Origin of the sequence: Bacillus sp. H1a (genome assembly GCF_000633475.1) — a bacterium.
In the GTDB taxonomy this organism is placed as follows: domain Bacteria; phylum Bacillota; class Bacilli; order Bacillales; family Bacillaceae_G; genus Bacillus_A; species Bacillus_A paramycoides.
Window position 1 is genome coordinate 1 of sequence record NZ_AYMH01000016.1, and the last position, 18,187, is coordinate 18,187.

Here is an 18,187-nt window from a genome sequence, read left to right on the forward strand (position 1 = left end):
CATGACCGACATGGATGATAACCAATAACAATACAATGACAACATGTCGGACATCGATAACAACAAATGACGATGAGGGGAGGACGATGGAATGGATAGGGAAGAACCTTATAAGAAAACATATTCCCTTGCAGATATGGCAAGGATGCTTGGGAAGCCACGGACAACCCTTCAGGCCTGGCGGGATCAATTCAAACCATACTTACCAACCGTCGCTGGGACGAAGGGGCGAACGCTGAGATATGAACAGGAAGCATTAGAGCTTTTTAAATTAATTGCTAATATGAAAGATGCACAAGAGCCACCAGAAATAATAGAACAGATGTTAAAACAAAATGTAGATTATATTGTAGTAGAGGAAAATGACGAAGACAACGAAATAACGAAACCAATTATTCAGACGATGTATGAGAGTATGAAAGAGGTTTCTATATATTTTCAAGAACAAAAAGCTATGAATATGGAACTTTTAAAACGCATAGACAATTTAGAACAAACTAATCAAATGCTACTGAATAAGGTTGATGAACAACAAAAGAATATTGATGGGAAAATAAATAACAGGGATCAACAGCTATTAGAAGTAATTCGTGAAATACAAGAAACTAAGAAGTTAGTTGCCTCTACTCAACAAGAAAAATCATGGTTCGCTAAATTATTTAAAAAATAACTTAAATAATACGTAAAAAAGTAGGGAAGCTTGTAAAAACATACAGGCTTCCCTACTTTTTTTAAAATTTAATATGTTTTCCTAAATAATAACAAAAATTAAGAGGAAGTCTTCTGTCGGAAAATGATAAAGAACATACTTATAATTATTGTACGTTGATGCGGTTTTGAAATATTATCAGCCGGGTTCTGTCGTTTCTGGTGGAGGTGGAAATCCAGGAAGTGGTGGAAGTAGTGGTTCAAAAGTTGCCGATGTAGGTCGTCAATGGATAGGTCGTTCTACGTATGTATTTGGTGGGGGGCGTAATACAAATGACATTGCAAGAGGAATTTTTGATTGTAGTAGTTTTGTGCGTTGGGCATTCGAACAGGTAGGAATGAATGTCAGTCCAATGGGAGCTGTAAGTACAGAAACACTGAATAAAATCGGTACACAAGTATCAGCCAATGATATGAAACCGGGGGACGTTATTTTCTTCGATACTTACAAGCATGACGGACATGTTGGAATTGTAATTGATAAAAATACTTTCATTGGATGCCAAACTAATAAAGGTGTTTCCATTGAAGATTTAAATAATCCGTATTGGAAAAAAGTCTTCTCTGGTCATGTAAGAAGGTTCTAAAAATCGAAAGAATAGGAGACTTTAAGTATGAAAGATAAACGAAAATTTTTGTTTATTGTATTTGTCATTTTAGTAGTAGGTGTGACAGTTTTAAATATTTATTTGAGTAAAAAATCAATGAGTGATGGCAAAGAAAAATAGCTCAAACTTTCAAATGAATTACTAACAAGACAGAATGAAGATTTAAAATAGCGTCTGGATAAGGTACTTCCTTCCGCACAAGAACAACAGAGAAGAGCGTATTTATCGACAGCCGAAACGTTTATTCAGTTATCCTTTCATCGAGAAAAAGAAGGCTACAATGAGCGAAAAGAAAAAGCAAAGTCCATTATGAGTGAAGAACTTTTACAACAATTCTATCCCACTGATAAATACGAATTAGGAGATAGCTATAAGACGAAACCAATAGAAATGAAGTTTTATTTACAAGAAAATGAACCCGATCAAAAGGAAGTAAATGTGTTAGCTGAATTTATAAATGTCACGACTGATTCAACGCAAAATCGAGAAGAAAAAGTCAATAATGTGTTGCGAATCATCATAAAAAAGGAAAAGGAAACATGGCGAGTTACAAGTGTAGAAGAACTCAATATGAAAGTTTTATAACAAAAAAAGGTGAGGTGAGAGTGTGATAGGTGCAATCAGTAAGAAGAGTGAAAGAATCAATTTGAGAAGAAATAAGTCGTGGATCTACTTAGCAATTATCAGCTTTCTATTTTTAGGTTTTTTTGCTTTCTTGACATCTAAAATTTACATGCCGAACGATGAAAAACTATTCCATACGGAAACAAACAAAGTAATCAAGTTGTCGGGAATGGGGAAATTGATTGTAGAAAAAAGGGAGTATAATCCACATAAAAACTTCATGGAAATTCGATTTCGGATAGAAGGATATGAGGAAACTGGCTTTACGTTTAAGGCACAAGAAAAAGGAAAGCCAGGTGTTCAATTGCCTTTCAAAGTGTTGTATGAAGAGAACGGAAATTATGTGGTAGAAGTCAAAGAATTATCTCCAAATTGGGGAGCATTAGCTTTCGATATTTACAATAAAAACAGTGAAAAAGAACAAATGGATATTCGTAAATTCACACAAGATGTTAACGAGTACGAAGAAGAAAATACAAGTACAAAGAGTCCAAATAAACTTGTTCAAACGATTTTTACCGATCAAAGAAAAACAAAAGCAAATGATGAATTGTTAGCTGAGGATAAAAGAACATATGAGTTAGATTTTATAGAAAGAGACAAAAAAGATATTGAAACAAAGATCGAAAATTACGGAAAAGCAATCAAACTTGAAGAAGAAAATGCGAAGACAGTTTTTGAGAAAGTGAAAGAACTAAAAGATGAAATGAAGTACCAAACCGAAGCGGAAAAAACGGAAACTCAATCGAAAATATCATCTTTAGAGTCCAAAATAAAATCATCAGAAAAGAACGTTGAATTGTTTAAAGGAGAACAAAAAATTGCACGAGATAAGATCCGAAAATTAGAGCAAAAGGCACAAGAAATTAATAAAAACTAAACAAAGACATAGGGACATGATGGAGACATTGAGGGAAAACAAGGGGACACGGACGGGACATTTAGAAAAAATAACGGGACGTGATGGAGGCATTAACAAAAAATATGGGGACGTAATGGGGACATTCAACCTCTTTCCTTGCCCCCATCGTTTTGCTAGGCTCCGCCTAGCCCCACACCCTCGGTGGGGGCAAAAACCCCTTATGCTCTTCTCACTATTTTTGGTTCTCTACCCACAATTGCAGAAAGGAGCGGAAATTGTGCATTTAAAAATAAGAGATATAGATCCGGTTGCAATCAAAAAATTTGATGAGATGGCAAAGAAAAAAGGAGTTTCAAGACAAAAACTTTTAAAAGGAATACTTGAAATGGCGGCTTATTTACCGGAGCAAACGAAAAAGGAAATGGAGTTAGAAAATTTAATTGAAAAGAACATTTACGCAATGAGAGAGTGCTATAGCGAAATGCAAAAAATGAATGAGTTTATACAACTCATGATGCAGGATGATGAAAATGAGTAATGCGGTTCCTGTTCAATCTTCCAGCACACCAGGTGTTGTTTTAAAAACAAAATTTGTCTTACCAAGTTCGGATGCCTTTCAGAACTATATTGAGTATGTAGATCGGGAAGAAGCAAAAAGTGAAGTGAAGCTGAATCCGAAAATGTTTGAAATGTATCAAGAATATATGGGGAATCCAGAAAAGACATCGGCGCTGTTTACGGAACACGCAAATCATTTATCAGAAAGTGAGAAAAAAGCCTTAAAGGAAATGTTTAAAACCGCTCACGAAAATGGAAGTATTATGTGGCAAGATGTCATTTCTTTTCATAATCCTTGGCTAGAGGAACAAGGCATTTATGATGAGAAAACAAAAACATTAGATGAAAAAAAGTTAAAGGATGTGACACGGCTTGCGATGAAGGAAATGCAAAAAAGGGAGGGATTAGAAAAAAGTTCTATCTGGTCGGCAGCCATTCATTTTAATACGGACAACATTCATATTCATGTGGCAACTGTTGAACCATTTCCAACGAGAGAACGTGGAAAAAGAAAACCCAAAACATTGGATGCGATGAGGGGAAAAGTAGTAAATAATCTGTTAGATCGTAAGCAGGAACAAAAACAAATTAATGATCTGATTCGAAACAATATGGTGGGAAGTAAAAAAGAGGATTCGGTTTTTGATTGGCGCAATCAACATTTGAAACCATTGTTTTTACAAATCTATAAACAGTTACCAAGTGATAAAAGACAGTGGCAATATAGCTACAATACAATTCAGCCATTGAAGCCGGAAATTGATGAATTAAGCAGGCGATATATTCAACATCATCATAAAAAAGATTACGATCAGTTTCTCCAAAAGTTAGATAAAGAAGTGCAAGTTTTTAAAGAAGCATATGGAGAAGGAAAGTATGATAAGAAGCAATATGAAAATTACAAGACGAATAAAATCAATGACCTGTATAAAAGAATGGGGAACGCCTTTTTACAAGAAATGAAGGCATACGATAAAGAACAAAAGAGAATCCATCACATGAAAAAATCAAAGCCGTTTCAAAAATTTCAACAGAATGTATCTATTCAGTATTCTATGAGGAAAGTAGAACGTGCTTTTAAAAGTGAATATGAAAGCTGGAAGAACCAAAAGTATTATGAGCGTATGCAAAAAGAAAGTGCATATCAATATGAGAGGGGTTATTAAATGAAAGACTTTCGCATGCAAATTACATTGGATGAAGAAACGGATACGTATATTAAAGATTATATGGAAGAACACAATATCAGATACAACGGCGAAGCGATTGTAAGGATTTGTAGAGAACATCAAGCATCAAAAAATACAGAATGGTCATTGAATTATATTTCAGAAGTTGTTTCTAAAAATCTTCATGAAATTTTAAAAAGTGAGCTAACAAAAATTCGTCTTGGTGCAAATAGTGCGGATAGAAATACACAAGTTTTAATTGAATTATTAAATGGTTATTTCTTTTTAGAAGGTGTAGACAGCATTATCACAACTGATAAACAAGAGATGGAAAGTGTAAAGATGGCAAAGAAAACTGTGGAAGAACGAATTAGCCATTTAAGACAAAAACGTTTAGATCATGAGGCATCAAAGAACAATGTAACATAAGATACATTGTTCTTTTTTATAACAAAAAATAGGGGGTTAGTAGGATGTTATTATTTCATGAAAATATCGCATTAGGAGTCATAAAAGAAATTGGAGAAGATGAAATTGTGTTACTCGTAAAGGATAAAGAATTAGTAATTAAAATTACAAGAGAACAAGTGAGAGAACTGGCAGTCCATGTCATGAATCAAGAAAATATGTTAGTTCCGGTTAATGTAAAAACACATGAACTGTTCTTCGATACAAATGAAAGATGGAATGAAGAAGACATGGAGGAATTGCAAAGAGCAAGTGAAAGAGTAGGAGAAGATCATGAGTAAAAATTATAAGAAAAAGTATCAAACGAAATCACCGGAAGAAAAGAAAGAGGCGGTGCAAGCTTTAACGAAAAAGATGGAAAAGAGCATAGAAGGCTATTTTCGTACACCGGGGGATTTGAAAGATTATTTATCGTTTATGGCAAAGTTTTATCACTATTCACCATCTAATATTTCATTAATACAGAGTCAATTTGAAGGAGCCAGAGCAGTTGGTTCCTTTTCTTTTTGGAAAGAAAAAGGGTTTGCGGTTAAGAAGGGTGAGAAAGGAATCCAGATCCTTGTTCCAAACCGAACTATAGCAAAATTTAAAGACAAAGAAGGCACTTGGAAAACAGTAACTAAAGCAAATGAAGAAGAGAAAAAACAAATTGATTCTAAAAGTGTAGAAGTGAAACCAGGTCGCTTATATTTTGCTGTTGGCCATGTGTTTGATGTGTCGCAAACGAACGCAAAAGCGGAAGACCTACCACGTATTTTTCCGAATCGTTGGCTAGAAGGAAACGTAAAAGATTATAAGAGTTTGTACAAAGGAATGGAAGCTGTTGCGGAAAAGAACGGTGTGAAAATTATTGAGCCGAAGCAAGAACTTGGGGTCGCAAAGGGGGTTAGTTACACCTTAACAAAAGAAGTTGCCCTGAATCCACGGAACAGTGAATTACAAAATGTGAAAACCCTTCTTCATGAACTTGCCCATGCCAAACTTCATACAGCAGAGACACATATGAATTACACAGCGCCAGAAAAAGAGTTCCAAGCAGAAATGACGGCTTATGCAGTTTCTTCTTATTTCGGGATTGATACAAGCGAATACTCTTTGGGGTATTTAGCAAGCTGGACACAAGGAAAAGAGATGAAAGATAAAACGAAGCTATTGAAAGAAGTACATGAAACTTCCATTGAATTCATCGAAACGATTGAAAATAGTTTGGAAAAAGAAAAACACCAAATAAATGAAAAAGAGGTGGAAAGTATGGCAAAAGGAAATGAAAAACAGGATGAAAAAAACATTTTACTGGTGGAATACATGAGTCTAAGTAATACGACACAAGAATTAGTTTCCGTTACACAGTTGAGAGACCTAACAAATTCTAGAAACCAAGCATTTCAACCTGTAGAGCGTGAAGAACAATTGAATGATAAGGAATTTCTAGATGCATTTAACGTGGCAAATCAAGAAAAATATGCAGCACTAAATCAGGATGAGATAAATCGTCCAACTATGTTAGTTCAGTGGAGCGAAAACGAAAATTTTAAGGGTAATCAATTGATCCCATTTGGGGAGGCCAATGAAAAAATGGCTGAAGTCATTACAAATATTGAAAAAGCAAAAGAGGAAGCAAGAGAAAGAGATGAATACGTACCATATGATAAAACTCGTTATCATATCGCCATTCCAAAAGAAGTAGATAGGGATTTTGGGAGAATGGAGCTTGTGAGTATGGATCGTTTGGATCTTGGAGATGGAGACTACAAGACACCGTATGAACAAGTATTAAACGAGAAAAGATATCTATCGGATGAAGTGAAGCAAGCGTTACGAGATGAAGTAGTGAATTATAGAAGTAACAAAGAAATATCAATGGAAAAAGCACATGAAAGTACATTAGAAAAATCGAAAGAGACACCCAATCACTTAGTTACAATTGAAGTGTTAGCAAACGGTTTACAAGATGAAGAACTGGCAAGAATCCACATGATGGATGGGGTTACGAAAGATATAAATTATTTGTCTGTATGGAATCAAGATAAAACAGATCGGGACGATTTATATGTTTCCCTAATGGAAAAGAACGGGAAACGAGAAAATGTCTATTTAGATAACATTTTGAAACCAAATTTATATGAAAAGGTTCAAAGTTCTATCTTTGATGGTAGAGGAAATTTGTCATTTGTTGTTTATGAAAAGGATGCAAAAATGAGTCTAGATGAAATCGTAAAAGATGAACGATATGGAATCTTGGTTGATAAAGCGGAAGAACAAAAAGATCCCTCATTTAATGAAAAAGAAGTGGCATTATATAAAGAGATGAAGAAGGAAGGATATGCACCTATTGCTTCTTTAGATCAACAAATTCAACCTTCAAAAGAAAAGGAGTCAGCTACTTTAGATAAGGATTTAAGCCGGAAATACGAAGCATACAGACGTTCACAATATGAAGAAACACCAGATGATATTGATAGCATCGTCACTCGTGTAAAGGCTGAAGAGCGGTATTATACAACAAAGTATGTTTCGATTGATAATGAGCTGGTAAGCCAGGAACACGTAGTGAAATTAGAAAACCAGGTGGATGAGAAGCTTGGGAAAGAAGGAATAACGGTGAATCAGTCTACAACTTCAAAGGAAATGGATGTAGATAAAAAAATTCAGCCATTGAACGGAAAACAAACGAATAGTAAAGAAAAAGACAAGGAGCCAGAGCCTGGTAATGTAGAGCAGTCGAAGGCTACAAAGAAATCAAGTAGAAAAAGAGAAACAATGGAAATGGAACGATGAAAAATTTTATAGCAGGTAAACCAGATTAAATCATTTTTTGTTACTCAATTGAGAAAACGGAAAGTGATTTTTTTATAGCTAAAAACGAAAGAGGGTAAAAGTAAAGCCCTCTTTCTCATTTGTAAAACGAAAGGAGCGAATGTCATGAATGTATGGCTGTTTGGAGGCTGTATGTTCCTTGTGGCAGTCTTTTTGAACACGTTGTTATTATTCGGGCACAGAATGATGAAAAAGCGGAGAAATAAGAAATGGAAGCGTGAAACTGAAATTGCAGATTAATAGGAGGTACTACGTATGGGGAAAACATTGTTTATTGCAGAGAAGCCGAAGGTAGCCGTTGAATTATTGAAATCACCTAGATTTAGAAACTCGCAAAAATATCCAGGAAGTAAGCCATATTATGGCTACTATGAAAATGAAAATTACATTATTAGTTGGTGCCGAGGCCATTTATTAGAACTAAAACATCCAGAGGAGATGGACGAGAGATACAAAGAATTTAAATTTGAACATTTACCAATTATTTTGGAGCCGGAATATAAAGTGAAATTGGATAGTCTCGAACAAGTTCAAATATTGGTTAAGTTGTTAAATCGTCCTGATGTAGATCATGTGGTCAATTCATGTGATGCAGACAAAGAGGGCGAGCTTATCTATCGTGAGATAGTTGAACATGCAGGTGTGAACAAGCGAGAATCTCGTCTTTTTATCTCTTCTTATGAGGCCGCAGAATTAGAAGGGGCTTTGAACCGATTAGAACCAGGAACAGACTATGACGGTCTCGCTCAATCCGCTAAAGCAAGGCAATACCTGGACTATATTCTAGGAATTAATGTTACGAGGGGCTGTACATCAAAACTAGCAAGAAACCAATTCTTATTGGCTTCTGGTCGTGTTCAAATGTGTATCTTGAATGAAATACGTCAAAGGGAAATTGCTATTCAAAACTATAAAGAACAAACCTACTATAATTTAAAGCTATTAACGGAAAATGGTTTATCACCAGTGATGAAAACAGAAGATCAACTGATAGATCCATCCCCATTGCAAAAACTTGGAGATAGCTTGAAAGAAACGAATGTAATCGTAACAGAATTTAAAGAAAGTACGAGAAAAAAGAAACCAAAATTGTTATATAACTTAACAGACATCTACAAAGATGCTCACGCCAAGCTGAAGGTAAATGCAGAAACAGCAAAAAAACATATTCAGAGTTTGTATGAAGAAGGTTTTATCACGTATCCTCGTTCTTCATCTAGGCACTTACCTACAGAACAAGTAGAACGAGTGAAAGAAGTAATGGGAGCATTAGAAAAGAGCTCCTATACAAATTTAGTACAACAAGTAGATCCATCTTCTATTACGAAAAAACATACGACTTTTAATGATGAGTTAGTAAGTAGTCACTTTGCGATCATCCCAACAACAAAATTATATATCGGGACCAACCGAAATCCATTAGAAAAACAGTTATATGACTTAATTGTAAAACGATTTATCGGGAATTTTATGAAACCAGCAATCTACCTGGTAAGAGAAGTACATTTTATAGATCAAGAGGGCAACACATACAGTACAAAAGAAAAGATCCTACAAGAGAAAGGGTTTCTAAGTGTGTTTCAAGAGGATATAGAAGAGGGATCAGTTGAAGCATTTCAGATACCTATTTTACGAGAAGGAGATTCTTTCAGAATCGTTCAGTATGACTTGATTGAGTCACGAACAAAGAAACCAGCCTTTCATACGGAAAGTTCCATTTTAACCTTTATGGAAACGGCAGGGCGTAAATTGGATGATGAACATTTGAAAGAACTTATGAAAGGAAAACGGATTGGGACAGTCGCAACGGAAGAAACGTTTATTCCGAAACTGTTAGAGCGAAGCTATATTGATGTTACCAACAATCAGATTCGAACCACTAATATTGGTCGTGCGTTTATAGATGCTTTTCCGGTAGATGAAATCAAAAATCCAGCTTATACGGCTGAAATGGAAGGGATGATTTACATGATCGAAAAGAAAGAAATGAAATATGAGGAATTTGTAGAGAAAACAAATACGTTTGTAAAGGATACGGTAGAACAACTAGGCGCAATGGATGATAAGGTGTCGGATAGCATCATTAATACCTGGAATCAGCAGATTGAGGTGTGCAAATGCCCTTGTAGAAAAGGAAAAATCCTTCATAAAGGTAATTTCTATGGGTGCAGTAATTATCCAGAATGTGAAATTTCCCTACCAAAGAAAATCAAAGAAAAAGCGATTCCGGAGGTGCAAGTGAAAAAGCTGTTTGAGGATAAGAAAACAGATCTTTTAAAAGGATTTAAGTCCAATGAGAAAGAGTTTTCCGCTTATCTAGTGTTACATGAAGGAAATATCAAATTTCAATTCCCAACACAAGAAGAGCTGTCATTTGGTAAATGTCCAAAATGTAAAAAAGGTGAGATCCTTCATCGTAAAACGTTTTATGGATGCACGGAGCATAAAAACGGATGTGATTTTATGTTACCAGCCAAGATGAAAGGGAAAGCAATCCCTGGTAATCAAATGAAAAAGCTGATTCAGTATAAAACGACTGATTTTATAAATGGCTTTGAAGGGGAAAAGGGAGAATTTACAGCAGCTATCTATATGGAAGCGGACGGAAGTTTGAAATTTCGTTTTCCAACGACTGAAGATCGTACAATTGGCAAATGTCCATTATGTAAGAGTAGGGTTCTTGTAGGGAAAAGTAACTATTTATGTGAGAAATACAAAAAAGGCTGTGACTTCATTATTTTTGGTACATTCTCTGGTAAAAATCTAAGTAGTAACCATGTGAAAAAGTTATTAGAAAAGAATGTGACAGATCAGATCAAAGGTTTTATCTCGAACAAAAACGGGAAGAAATTTGACGCTCGTTTATCATACAGCGTACAGGAGAAGCGATTAAAATTCTTATTCGGCAAATAAAAATGAAATGTATCAACTATAAGTAGCAAAAGAGGACTAGGAAATGGAATAGTCCTCTTTTTTATTTCATTTTATAGAGTAAAGGGGGGATTCCGTAATGGCACATGTCAGTACGGAGGATGCGATGAAAGCAAGAAATATAGACTTGATTTCATATCTGGAAGCAAAGGGAGAAACGTTTAAGAAAGAAGGAAACTATTACCGTCATACAGAACATGACAGTCTTCTTATTAAAGGAAATCAATACGCCTGGAATAGTCGTGGTGAAAAGGGCTATGGAGCGATTAGCTTTGCGATGATGTACTATGACATGACATTCCCTCAAGCTGTATTAGACATCAATAAAGGGGATTACAAAGAGTTTGATCGTACAAAAGCTGAAGAGGAACGCAAAAAAGAACATCAGCCCTTCATCTATCCAAAACACTTAGAAGTGCAGAAGCAAGCAGAGATCAAGCAGTACTTAATTGATGAGCGGAAAATAGATCCTCGCTTGGTGAACTGGCTGATTAAAAAGGATCTCATCGCCCAGGATAAGAAAAACAATGTCGTGTTCAAATGGAGAGAAGAAGGGGGCAAAGGGCAAGTAATCGGAATGAACCGTCAAGGGACGGTCAAAATGGAGAATAAAAGAGGAAGCTTTAAACAAATTGTCCCGAATTACGAAAAAATTAATGCAGGTTTTACGGTTGATGTAGGTAAGCCGGATAAGATTTATTTCTATGAAGATCCAATCGACATGTTATCCCATTGGAGTATCAAGCAAAATAAAATACAAAACGCTCGCCTGGTTTCTATGCATGGATTGAAGTCAAAAACGGTGATTCAATCTTTAATGGATGCGAAAAAAGAAGGGCACGATATTAAAGAGGTCATCATGGCAGTAGATAATGATAAGGCTGGGAAAGACTTCATTCAGACGATGAAATGCTTTGTAGATCTTAAAGAGGACATTCCAACGCATGAAAAGGATTGGAACGATGTCCGGAAGAAACAAGTGAGTGAACAACAGCCAAAAGAAACAGTGCAACCAAAGAAAATGAAACCAATTAAAGAGGTGGAGAGAAGTGTCTAATCTACCCAAAATGCCAAACATACTACAGATTTTGATCTGTGGTTTTATCCTTTATGTTCTTTTTCATATTTGTAAATTTGTGTACCGAATTATCCAGGAAAGAAGAATGCTGAAGCGAATGGCGAGGTCTGGTATTCGTTTTATAGATAAAATGGACGGACGTCAATTTGAAGTGTATTTGAAGGCTCTCTTTCGAGAACTTGGGTACTCACCGATGGTCACAAAGCAGTCAAATGATTTCGGTGCAGATCTTGTATTAAAGGGTAAAAATCGTATTGTAATCCAAGCGAAACGATACGGGATGAAAAATAGAGTTGGCATCAGTGCCGTACAAGAGATATATGCAGCGCAAGTTTATTACAAAGCACATGAGGGCTGGGTTGTAACGAACAGTGTGTATACAAGGCAAGCGAAAGAATTAGCGGAGGCATGCCATGTAAAACTAATAGATCGTGTAGAACTTCAGAAATTGATTAATAAAATTAATCCCGAATATTCGGCTGAAGATGTGTATCAAGGGGTAAAACCTGCAGAAAGGAAATGCCCAGCATGTAAAAATCATTTAGTCGTTCGAAATTCGAATAAAACAGGAAATAAGTTTTTTGGATGTTCTCAATATCCTACATGTACACATACAGAACCAATCAATACGTGAGCTGTGATGAAAATCCAGCTCTTTTGTTATTTTTAGGAATTAACTTTTAAAAAATCATACTCTCATCAAAAAACGGCTTCTCAGATTTCGATATAATCAAAGTTTATTTAGAAGTGAATGACATAAGACCTAAATAACAAAGGATGTGTTGTAAGTAAAAATAAGCGGTTTAAAGTGAGTTAAGGGGGCACGGCAAGAATTCGTTTTTTTTTGAGCAACAATAGAACTAAACTTAGGATGTATTGTTGTTGCTTTATTTCCTTTATCTTGTAAATATTTAATATATTGTTGTACATCATAACGAGTTAGTTCTTTTAAACTACTTCCTTGAGATCTTAGCCATTTTTCAAAATTAGTCATATGTCTTATATAATCTTTAATAGTCGTTTCACGTTTACCTTTTTCTAAAAGGTATTCTTTAAACCTATCGAGTTCTGCGTCACTTTTTTTCATCGTTAGCCCTTCTATATTTATCTCTTTTTCTTTTAATCTTACTAAAAAATGACGCAGAATACATATTCTACGTCATTTTATGCAAGGAGGGATCTACACATATGATTAAAAAAATTAAACCCTTCGAACAGATCTCCTTGGTTCAGAACTTTTAATAGCAGTTACCATATCATGTATCTTAGTATTTAGGAACTTCTAATATACTCTTTTTCTTCCCATCATATACTATAGCTGTTTTTGCTTTTATATTCTCATTGTTATATGTAAAATCTTGGTTTGAGAAATTCACAATCACTTTTATGTTTTTTCCAAATGTCGTACTTTGAACTTGCCGATCTTCAGACAATACTTCAAAATTAGTCATTGGTTTTGTTACGGCTTTCTCATGAAATGGAGACCATACTTTCAAATACGAGGTAATGATGGATTTACTTTTCTCCCATTCATTTTTATCAATATGATATAAAGGTGGTACATTATACAACATTTCAGATAACATTCTATTTCCTATCTCATCCTTAATTCTAAAACTTCCCCATGACCATTGGTGAGTCGTAATAATTGAATCATTATATACAAGTTTATATAACGGAATTGAATATACAGGATTATTATAAATATTTTTATAAATAGGCTTAATAGGTATGGTTTTTCCATTCAGTTCTGGAATAGCACCATCTGGTGAAGTGGATTTATATCCGCCTACATAATATGGGTTCTTTTTATCTCTCATATCAGGGTCGGGCCAAATCCCAGGTGTTTCTATTCCATGCGCAAAGGCAATTATATTACTAGCAAAGTCATTCCCACCTTCTGATCCGACTACCATATGTTTTTCTTCGCTAATATATTTCATTCTTTGCAGTCTTGCTTTTACATCTTGCTCCTGAGTAGTAATGTGATTTGGAGAATAATCATCATAAATTTCACCTGTAGCATCACAATCGACAAACCAAGAATTAAACGGTATATTATTTTGTAAAATATCACCTACACGTTCTTGCACACTAGGTAAGGATAAAGTTGGATTTAACTTTCTTCCTTTTCCTAAGAATCCTCCTACTTTTTCTCCTTTTTCATTCGATATTGTAGCGTTTTCATATAAAGTTTTATCTTTAAAAGAAGCTGTGTTCCACTCTCTACTTCCCACTTCATGAATCGAGTGGTATGAATCATAAGGACCGATTAAATACCCCATTCTATTTGCTTCTTCTACCATTTTGGGATTCATTAATCCATTAGCCCAGTTAGGTAAACCTATCCATGCTTTTTTAACATTCGATTTCTTCATATCAACTAAAACATCTGTTGTTTCTTTCTGTTCCCATCTACTTACTTCATCCACTGCCTCTGTTAACTTACTCTTAATTAATCCTTTGTTCAGTGTATATAGTTCTTGTTCACTTAAGTTTTGGATTCCTTTTTTCAACAATTCATTTATTACAGTATCTGGATTATTAAAAATATCTTTATTATAAAGTTGTTCTAATTTTAATACCTGATTTATCGCATTAACTATTACTTTTTGCTGGCTTTTATCGATAGCTTTTTGATTCTTTATCTCTTGCATAACAGTTTCAAAATCTTTTGAGCCATCTTCCGTATTTTCTTGTAACAACTGTGCCATCCAATTTGTAAATGTCTCATCCATTTTTTGTGTAAATTTATCCCACTTGATATTTTCTACTGAAATCCCACTGTGGTCCCAAAAATAAATATGAGGAGCACCATATAATTTTTTAATGTTCGGATTTGTTTTTGCTTTTTCTGCTAGTGTCTTAAATTCTCCCTGTTCTTTTATATAATTTTTATAAATATTTGCCATCGAGACAGGGTTTTTATCAGTTAGATACAATCTGAATCCATATTCTTTATTCTTATTAATAGAAGGATATTGATGTGTAAAACTAAACTGTATATCGGAATCAGCAGTGAAATGAATATTATCATTATACATATTGTCAGCTATATACATAATAGAATATTTAGATTTATTCAATGCAAAGAATCTCATAGAAAAACTTTCTATAAATGAAAAGTCTTGATCTTTTAAAAACTGTTTCCAGTCTGAATCATTACTAGGTATATTTTTTCCTTCCCATAATGGTAACGTATAGCTGTCCGCACTTACTTTAGGCCATGTAAATTCATTAGCTCCTTCAGACTTAGTAGATTTTAACTTAATACTTAAATAGGATTCTTTCTTTTCAATCTTCACATCTATTTGGTCATCTGGATAACTCCAAGATATACAATCATGTTTTTTTATTAGATTTGTTATTTTTTTCTTCGGTAGTGGTAAGGACGCACTTTCTCTTACACCACCTTTTTCCACAAAAATTTCACCCGTTTCAGGATTAACATCAAAAGTGAAATTTTTGTATTGTGAAACCACGTTTTGTCCCTTTGTTGTAATATCCTTTTGTTGCGCATAACTCAGGGATGGTAATGTAAGACACATTGAACTCATCAAAATTGGAATGACTAGCTTGTTCATTTTTTTATTCATACTTATAAACCTCCTTTTTTGTATTTCTATCCTACAAATACATTGTGACAGGAATGTGACAAAATGGTGAGTGGCTCAAAAAAGAACGAATTCTTGCCGTGCCCCTTAAGGATGTTAATAAGAATTTTTTATAAAATATCTGAAAAACAAACAAATAACCTTGTAAGGTTGGTTATTTTATAAAGGTAAGGAGTGGAAATATTGGAGAATACAGCAAAAGAAATCATTGATGATTTAGAGTATCTGTTCAGGAATGGAGAAATTGGCATGGAAGTAAGTAATCCGGCTTACTATCAGAGGTTTTGTAAAGTACTGGATGCAACAGAAATGCGCTATGATTTACACATTCACGAATATGATGAGGATTCCCTAGTTGTTAAATTAGTGTAAAATACAAATGTTTTAAGGGGTTAATTTTCTTGAAGTATAAAAAGGGAATGGGGAGGAAAAGGATATGAAAATTGGTACATCTGAATGGCTTTCTCTTAGTAAGGATATTAAGCTGAAGTTGATCCGTTTGGCTATCATAGATAGTAAATATAAACAAGCAAAATAAAAACCCTTCATTTGCTTAACAGCAAACAAAGGGCTTAGTTAATGAGTGACTGAAGTAGAAGGAAATCTAGTCCATTTCCTTCTTTATTTATTGTAACATAAAAGGAAAAGCACAAACAAAGGAGAATTCCCATGAAAGAAATTGATAAATACATGACACCATCTGAAGCAGCTTTTTATTGGGGGATTCCTCGTGAGACGATTAAGAATAAATATAGCCCCTCTCTAATGAACGAGAAGCAAATAAATGATTTAGAGCGCATGCTACAAGAAGGTTTAGTGAAGTACTTTTTGCATCCTGAAGGGAAGCGTAAGGAATGGATTATAAGCCGACAGGCAATGCATGAATGGTTTGGAGAACCAAAAGATATGTAGGAAAGGGGGATAATAATGCAAGAGGAAACATTTTCTCTCTGGGGAGGATTCAAGAGTGCATTTCGTTTGATTATTTGGTTTTGGATCATTATGTTTTTGCTATTTGGTGAAAGCTTGCTACAATAGAATCAAGTCGAATGAGAAGTACCCTTAGGCAGCTTCCATAGTTTTATGATCTATGGGGGCTTTTTCATTACAGCATATAATAATTTCACGTACCATAATAATTAATAAAAGATAAAACACTACACCAATAGTCTACATTTAGTTTTATGTTGAATTAATCCGCTAAATGGATCATGTATCATTTGTTTTGGATAGATTTCTTGCGAAATATGTCTCTAAAGCAGTATTTCAATTTAAATGTGATACGATAGTTATATATTCGTTTTGCTAGTAAAAGGAGATGAGTGTCGGTGAAAAACCATATAAAATTAAATGGCAAAATCCTTCAAACAAATAAAAAATGGTCACATCTCAAGCAAAAACAAAAAGAACATATTTCTAATTGGTTACGTAGAGAATATACACAGTTTGTAAAAACATATCATAGAAAGCCTAGAAAGAATGAACATGATGAGATTCTTCATGAAGTGATGAATCAAATACAGGAACGTGAAATTTGGATTCCTTATGGTGAAGTAAAAAGATATTATCTAAGCAAAATAGGAAAATGGTTTAGAAAAATAGAAAGTGAATGGGAATCACAAATATCTAACAGTGAAAAGCAGCAGGTATTAGAAGAAAAGTAAATACAAACAAACCAGGGGGCGCATTTCATGTTTAATTTACAAGAAGATATGTATGAACAATTGAAAGAGAAAAAAGGGGGTGTTACTGTATTTTTAAAGAATGGCGTTCAAGTACGTGGGCAGATCCTTGCAACAGATAAATTTACCGTCCTAATGATGGTTCATGGTAAACAACAACTAATCTACAAACAAGCAATCTCTACACTTGCTATATAAAAAATGATTGTATGCTATAAAAGGAGAGGGATATATTGATTTTTTTATTTCGATTTGACATAAAAGATGATGGAATGGATTTTATCTTAAACGAAAAAATAGCTGAAGATATGATTCCTTACTATGATGAAATGCTTAGACCGCTTACCGCTTCTTTAAGTCAAACATTGAACTTTTATCGAGCTTTTAGTAAACACCCTACCATTCTATCTTGTCGAATTTTAGATAATAATGAACTGGAAATTATGTTGAGTAAAGGATTGGGACAGTATATAAATCCATACACTAAAAACCAAATTATTTTCGAAAATGGAAAATTAATAGCAGATATCTTAATGGAAGTTATGAACCATCAAACTATATACCGTTAAATTATATTATAAGGGGTCACCATACATGCCCATCAACTTAAGAAATTAGGTATTCCAAAAACAAAAAATAGGCTAAGTGTTTTTATATTTTGTTTTATATTTATATAAAGGTGAGATAAAAAAAGACTTAATCCTTATTTGTAATACTGAAACTAAGATAATTAAATAAATATCATTATTACTACACGACGACACATGTTGTTTAACAATGTAGTTTTAAGACGTATCAATACTTTGCTTGATACGCCTATTTTTTATGGTTTTTCCTTCGTTTTATCGCTACATTTGAACTTTTTTTCATCACTTTTAAATAGCCAGTTTAAGAGAAGCAATTGATTTCTTAGTTGAAATTCATGTTTGTATTTGTGTCAAAATAAAGCCCCTTCAATACTTTCCTTTTAATAGATGCGTTTAATACACCTAATTTTAAAAAGATTTTATATACCATGCATTCATAGTGGAGTGTTCAGAACCTGGGAGGGGTTCATTTAAAAGTATA

At 34.2% G+C, this 18,187-nt stretch carries 18 protein-coding genes and 3 pseudogenes; 18 read left to right on the forward strand and 3 right to left on the reverse strand.

The genetic code is table 11. The features are described 5' to 3' along the window. The first annotated feature begins 91 nt into the window (after window positions 1-91). The 13 genes and pseudogenes from U860_RS0106960 (at window position 92) to U860_RS0107020 (ending at window position 12,457) form a co-directional block, all read left to right on the forward strand. Window positions 92-670 carry a DUF3967 domain-containing protein gene (locus U860_RS0106960; protein ID WP_025147931.1) on the forward strand — a complete coding sequence of 193 codons (579 nt, stop codon included), beginning with the start codon at window positions 92-94 and terminating at the stop codon, window positions 668-670. Window positions 671-815: 145 nt separating this feature from the next. Next, window positions 816-1,295, forward strand: a pseudogene (locus U860_RS0106965) (C40 family peptidase); the annotation flags it as partial. A gap of 27 nt (window positions 1,296-1,322) precedes the next feature. Beyond that, window positions 1,323-1,901, forward strand: a pseudogene (locus tag U860_RS36285) (MerR family transcriptional regulator). A 22-nt stretch (window positions 1,902-1,923) separates the two neighbouring features. Next, window positions 1,924-2,820 carry a hypothetical protein gene (locus tag U860_RS0106975; protein ID WP_025147933.1) on the forward strand — a complete coding sequence of 299 codons (897 nt, stop codon included), beginning with the start codon at window positions 1,924-1,926 and terminating at the stop codon, window positions 2,818-2,820. A gap of 259 nt (window positions 2,821-3,079) precedes the next feature. Next, entirely contained in the window at window positions 3,080-3,340 is a 261-nt protein-coding gene (locus U860_RS0106980; protein WP_025147934.1) for a hypothetical protein, read from the forward strand. Then, window positions 3,333-4,526 carry a MobP2 family relaxase gene (gene mobP2 / locus U860_RS0106985; protein ID WP_025147935.1) on the forward strand — a complete coding sequence of 398 codons (1,194 nt, stop codon included), beginning with the start codon at window positions 3,333-3,335 and terminating at the stop codon, window positions 4,524-4,526. The genes U860_RS0106980 and mobP2 overlap by 8 nt, the downstream gene beginning before the upstream one ends. Next, a complete protein-coding gene (locus U860_RS0106990; RefSeq protein WP_025147936.1) occupies window positions 4,527-4,958 on the forward strand; it encodes a hypothetical protein in 432 nt (143 codons plus the stop codon). A gap of 44 nt (window positions 4,959-5,002) precedes the next feature. Then, window positions 5,003-5,278 carry a hypothetical protein gene (locus tag U860_RS0106995; protein WP_025147937.1) on the forward strand — a complete coding sequence of 92 codons (276 nt, stop codon included), beginning with the start codon at window positions 5,003-5,005 and terminating at the stop codon, window positions 5,276-5,278. Next, window positions 5,271-7,775, forward strand: coding sequence for an LPD25 domain-containing protein (locus U860_RS0107000; protein ID WP_025147938.1), 2,505 nt, complete (start codon window positions 5,271-5,273; stop codon window positions 7,773-7,775). Before U860_RS0106995 ends, U860_RS0107000 begins: the two co-directional genes overlap by 8 nt. Window positions 7,776-7,919: 144 nt before the next feature. Continuing rightward, window positions 7,920-8,054, forward strand: a complete 135-nt coding sequence (locus U860_RS36790; RefSeq protein WP_275887047.1) for a hypothetical protein — start codon at window positions 7,920-7,922, stop codon at window positions 8,052-8,054. A 15-nt stretch (window positions 8,055-8,069) separates the two neighbouring features. Further along, window positions 8,070-10,727, forward strand: a complete 2,658-nt coding sequence (locus U860_RS0107010; protein WP_025147939.1) for a type IA DNA topoisomerase — start codon at window positions 8,070-8,072, stop codon at window positions 10,725-10,727. Between the two features lie 97 nt (window positions 10,728-10,824). Continuing rightward, window positions 10,825-11,802, forward strand: a complete 978-nt coding sequence (locus U860_RS0107015; RefSeq protein ID WP_025147940.1) for a DUF3991 and TOPRIM domain-containing protein — start codon at window positions 10,825-10,827, stop codon at window positions 11,800-11,802. Beyond that, on the forward strand, window positions 11,795-12,457 hold the full coding sequence (locus U860_RS0107020; protein ID WP_025147941.1) for a restriction endonuclease: 663 nt from the start codon (window positions 11,795-11,797) through the stop codon (window positions 12,455-12,457). Before U860_RS0107015 ends, U860_RS0107020 begins: the two co-directional genes overlap by 8 nt. A 129-nt stretch (window positions 12,458-12,586) precedes the next feature. On the opposite strand, the gene U860_RS31250 is transcribed toward U860_RS0107020, so the two are convergent. Then, the gene (locus U860_RS31250) at window positions 12,587-12,910 is read right to left on the reverse strand and encodes a site-specific integrase (protein ID WP_025147942.1); all 324 of its coding nucleotides are present in this window, start codon (window positions 12,908-12,910) and stop codon (window positions 12,587-12,589) included. 178 nt (window positions 12,911-13,088) lie between these two features. After that, window positions 13,089-15,419 (reverse strand): glycoside hydrolase, encoded by a 2,331-nt coding sequence (locus tag U860_RS0107030; RefSeq protein WP_081806636.1) that lies wholly within the window; start codon window positions 15,417-15,419, stop codon window positions 13,089-13,091. 201 nt (window positions 15,420-15,620) lie between these two features. Between U860_RS0107030 and U860_RS0107035 the strand changes: the two genes are divergently transcribed. The 5 genes from U860_RS0107035 (at window position 15,621) to U860_RS0107065 (ending at window position 17,688) form a co-directional block, all read left to right on the forward strand. Further along, window positions 15,621-15,809 carry a hypothetical protein gene (locus U860_RS0107035; protein WP_025147944.1) on the forward strand — a complete coding sequence of 63 codons (189 nt, stop codon included), beginning with the start codon at window positions 15,621-15,623 and terminating at the stop codon, window positions 15,807-15,809. Window positions 15,810-16,106: 297 nt separating this feature from the next. Continuing rightward, window positions 16,107-16,349 carry a hypothetical protein gene (locus U860_RS0107045; protein ID WP_025147945.1) on the forward strand — a complete coding sequence of 81 codons (243 nt, stop codon included), beginning with the start codon at window positions 16,107-16,109 and terminating at the stop codon, window positions 16,347-16,349. 416 nt (window positions 16,350-16,765) lie between these two features. Next, on the forward strand, window positions 16,766-17,101 hold the full coding sequence (locus tag U860_RS0107055) for a hypothetical protein (RefSeq protein WP_025147946.1): 336 nt from the start codon (window positions 16,766-16,768) through the stop codon (window positions 17,099-17,101). A 27-nt stretch (window positions 17,102-17,128) separates the two neighbouring features. Beyond that, window positions 17,129-17,317, forward strand: a complete 189-nt coding sequence (gene hfq, locus U860_RS0107060) for an RNA chaperone Hfq (RefSeq protein ID WP_025147947.1) — start codon at window positions 17,129-17,131, stop codon at window positions 17,315-17,317. A 35-nt stretch (window positions 17,318-17,352) separates the two neighbouring features. Beyond that, the gene (locus U860_RS0107065) at window positions 17,353-17,688 is read left to right on the forward strand and encodes a hypothetical protein (RefSeq protein WP_025147948.1); all 336 of its coding nucleotides are present in this window, start codon (window positions 17,353-17,355) and stop codon (window positions 17,686-17,688) included. 426 nt (window positions 17,689-18,114) lie between these two features. On the opposite strand, the pseudogene U860_RS36965 reads toward U860_RS0107065, so the two are convergent. Beyond that, a pseudogene (locus tag U860_RS36965) lies at window positions 18,115-18,187 on the reverse strand (GNAT family N-acetyltransferase); the annotation flags it as partial.

What these genes read in the sequence shown, in the direction of transcription:
- U860_RS0106995 (WP_025147937.1), top strand. Translation starts at nt 5,003, where the DNA reads ATGTTATTATTTCATGAAAATATCGCATTAGGAGTCATAAAAGAAATT.
- U860_RS0107000 (WP_025147938.1), top strand. Translation starts at nt 5,271, where the DNA reads ATGAGTAAAAATTATAAGAAAAAGTATCAAACGAAATCACCGGAAGAA.
- U860_RS0107045 (WP_025147945.1), top strand. Translation starts at nt 16,107, where the DNA reads ATGAAAGAAATTGATAAATACATGACACCATCTGAAGCAGCTTTTTAT.
- U860_RS0107030 (WP_081806636.1), bottom strand. Translation starts at nt 15,419, where the DNA reads ATGAATAAAAAAATGAACAAGCTAGTCATTCCAATTTTGATGAGTTCA.
- hfq (WP_025147947.1), top strand. Translation starts at nt 17,129, where the DNA reads ATGTTTAATTTACAAGAAGATATGTATGAACAATTGAAAGAGAAAAAA.
- U860_RS0107010 (WP_025147939.1), top strand. Translation starts at nt 8,070, where the DNA reads ATGGGGAAAACATTGTTTATTGCAGAGAAGCCGAAGGTAGCCGTTGAA.
- U860_RS0106990 (WP_025147936.1), top strand. Translation starts at nt 4,527, where the DNA reads ATGAAAGACTTTCGCATGCAAATTACATTGGATGAAGAAACGGATACG.
- U860_RS36790 (WP_275887047.1), top strand. Translation starts at nt 7,920, where the DNA reads ATGAATGTATGGCTGTTTGGAGGCTGTATGTTCCTTGTGGCAGTCTTT.
- mobP2 (WP_025147935.1), top strand. Translation starts at nt 3,333, where the DNA reads ATGAGTAATGCGGTTCCTGTTCAATCTTCCAGCACACCAGGTGTTGTT.
- U860_RS0106960 (WP_025147931.1), top strand. Translation starts at nt 92, where the DNA reads ATGGATAGGGAAGAACCTTATAAGAAAACATATTCCCTTGCAGATATG.
- U860_RS0107015 (WP_025147940.1), top strand. Translation starts at nt 10,825, where the DNA reads ATGGCACATGTCAGTACGGAGGATGCGATGAAAGCAAGAAATATAGAC.
- U860_RS31250 (WP_025147942.1), bottom strand. Translation starts at nt 12,910, where the DNA reads ATGAAAAAAAGTGACGCAGAACTCGATAGGTTTAAAGAATACCTTTTA.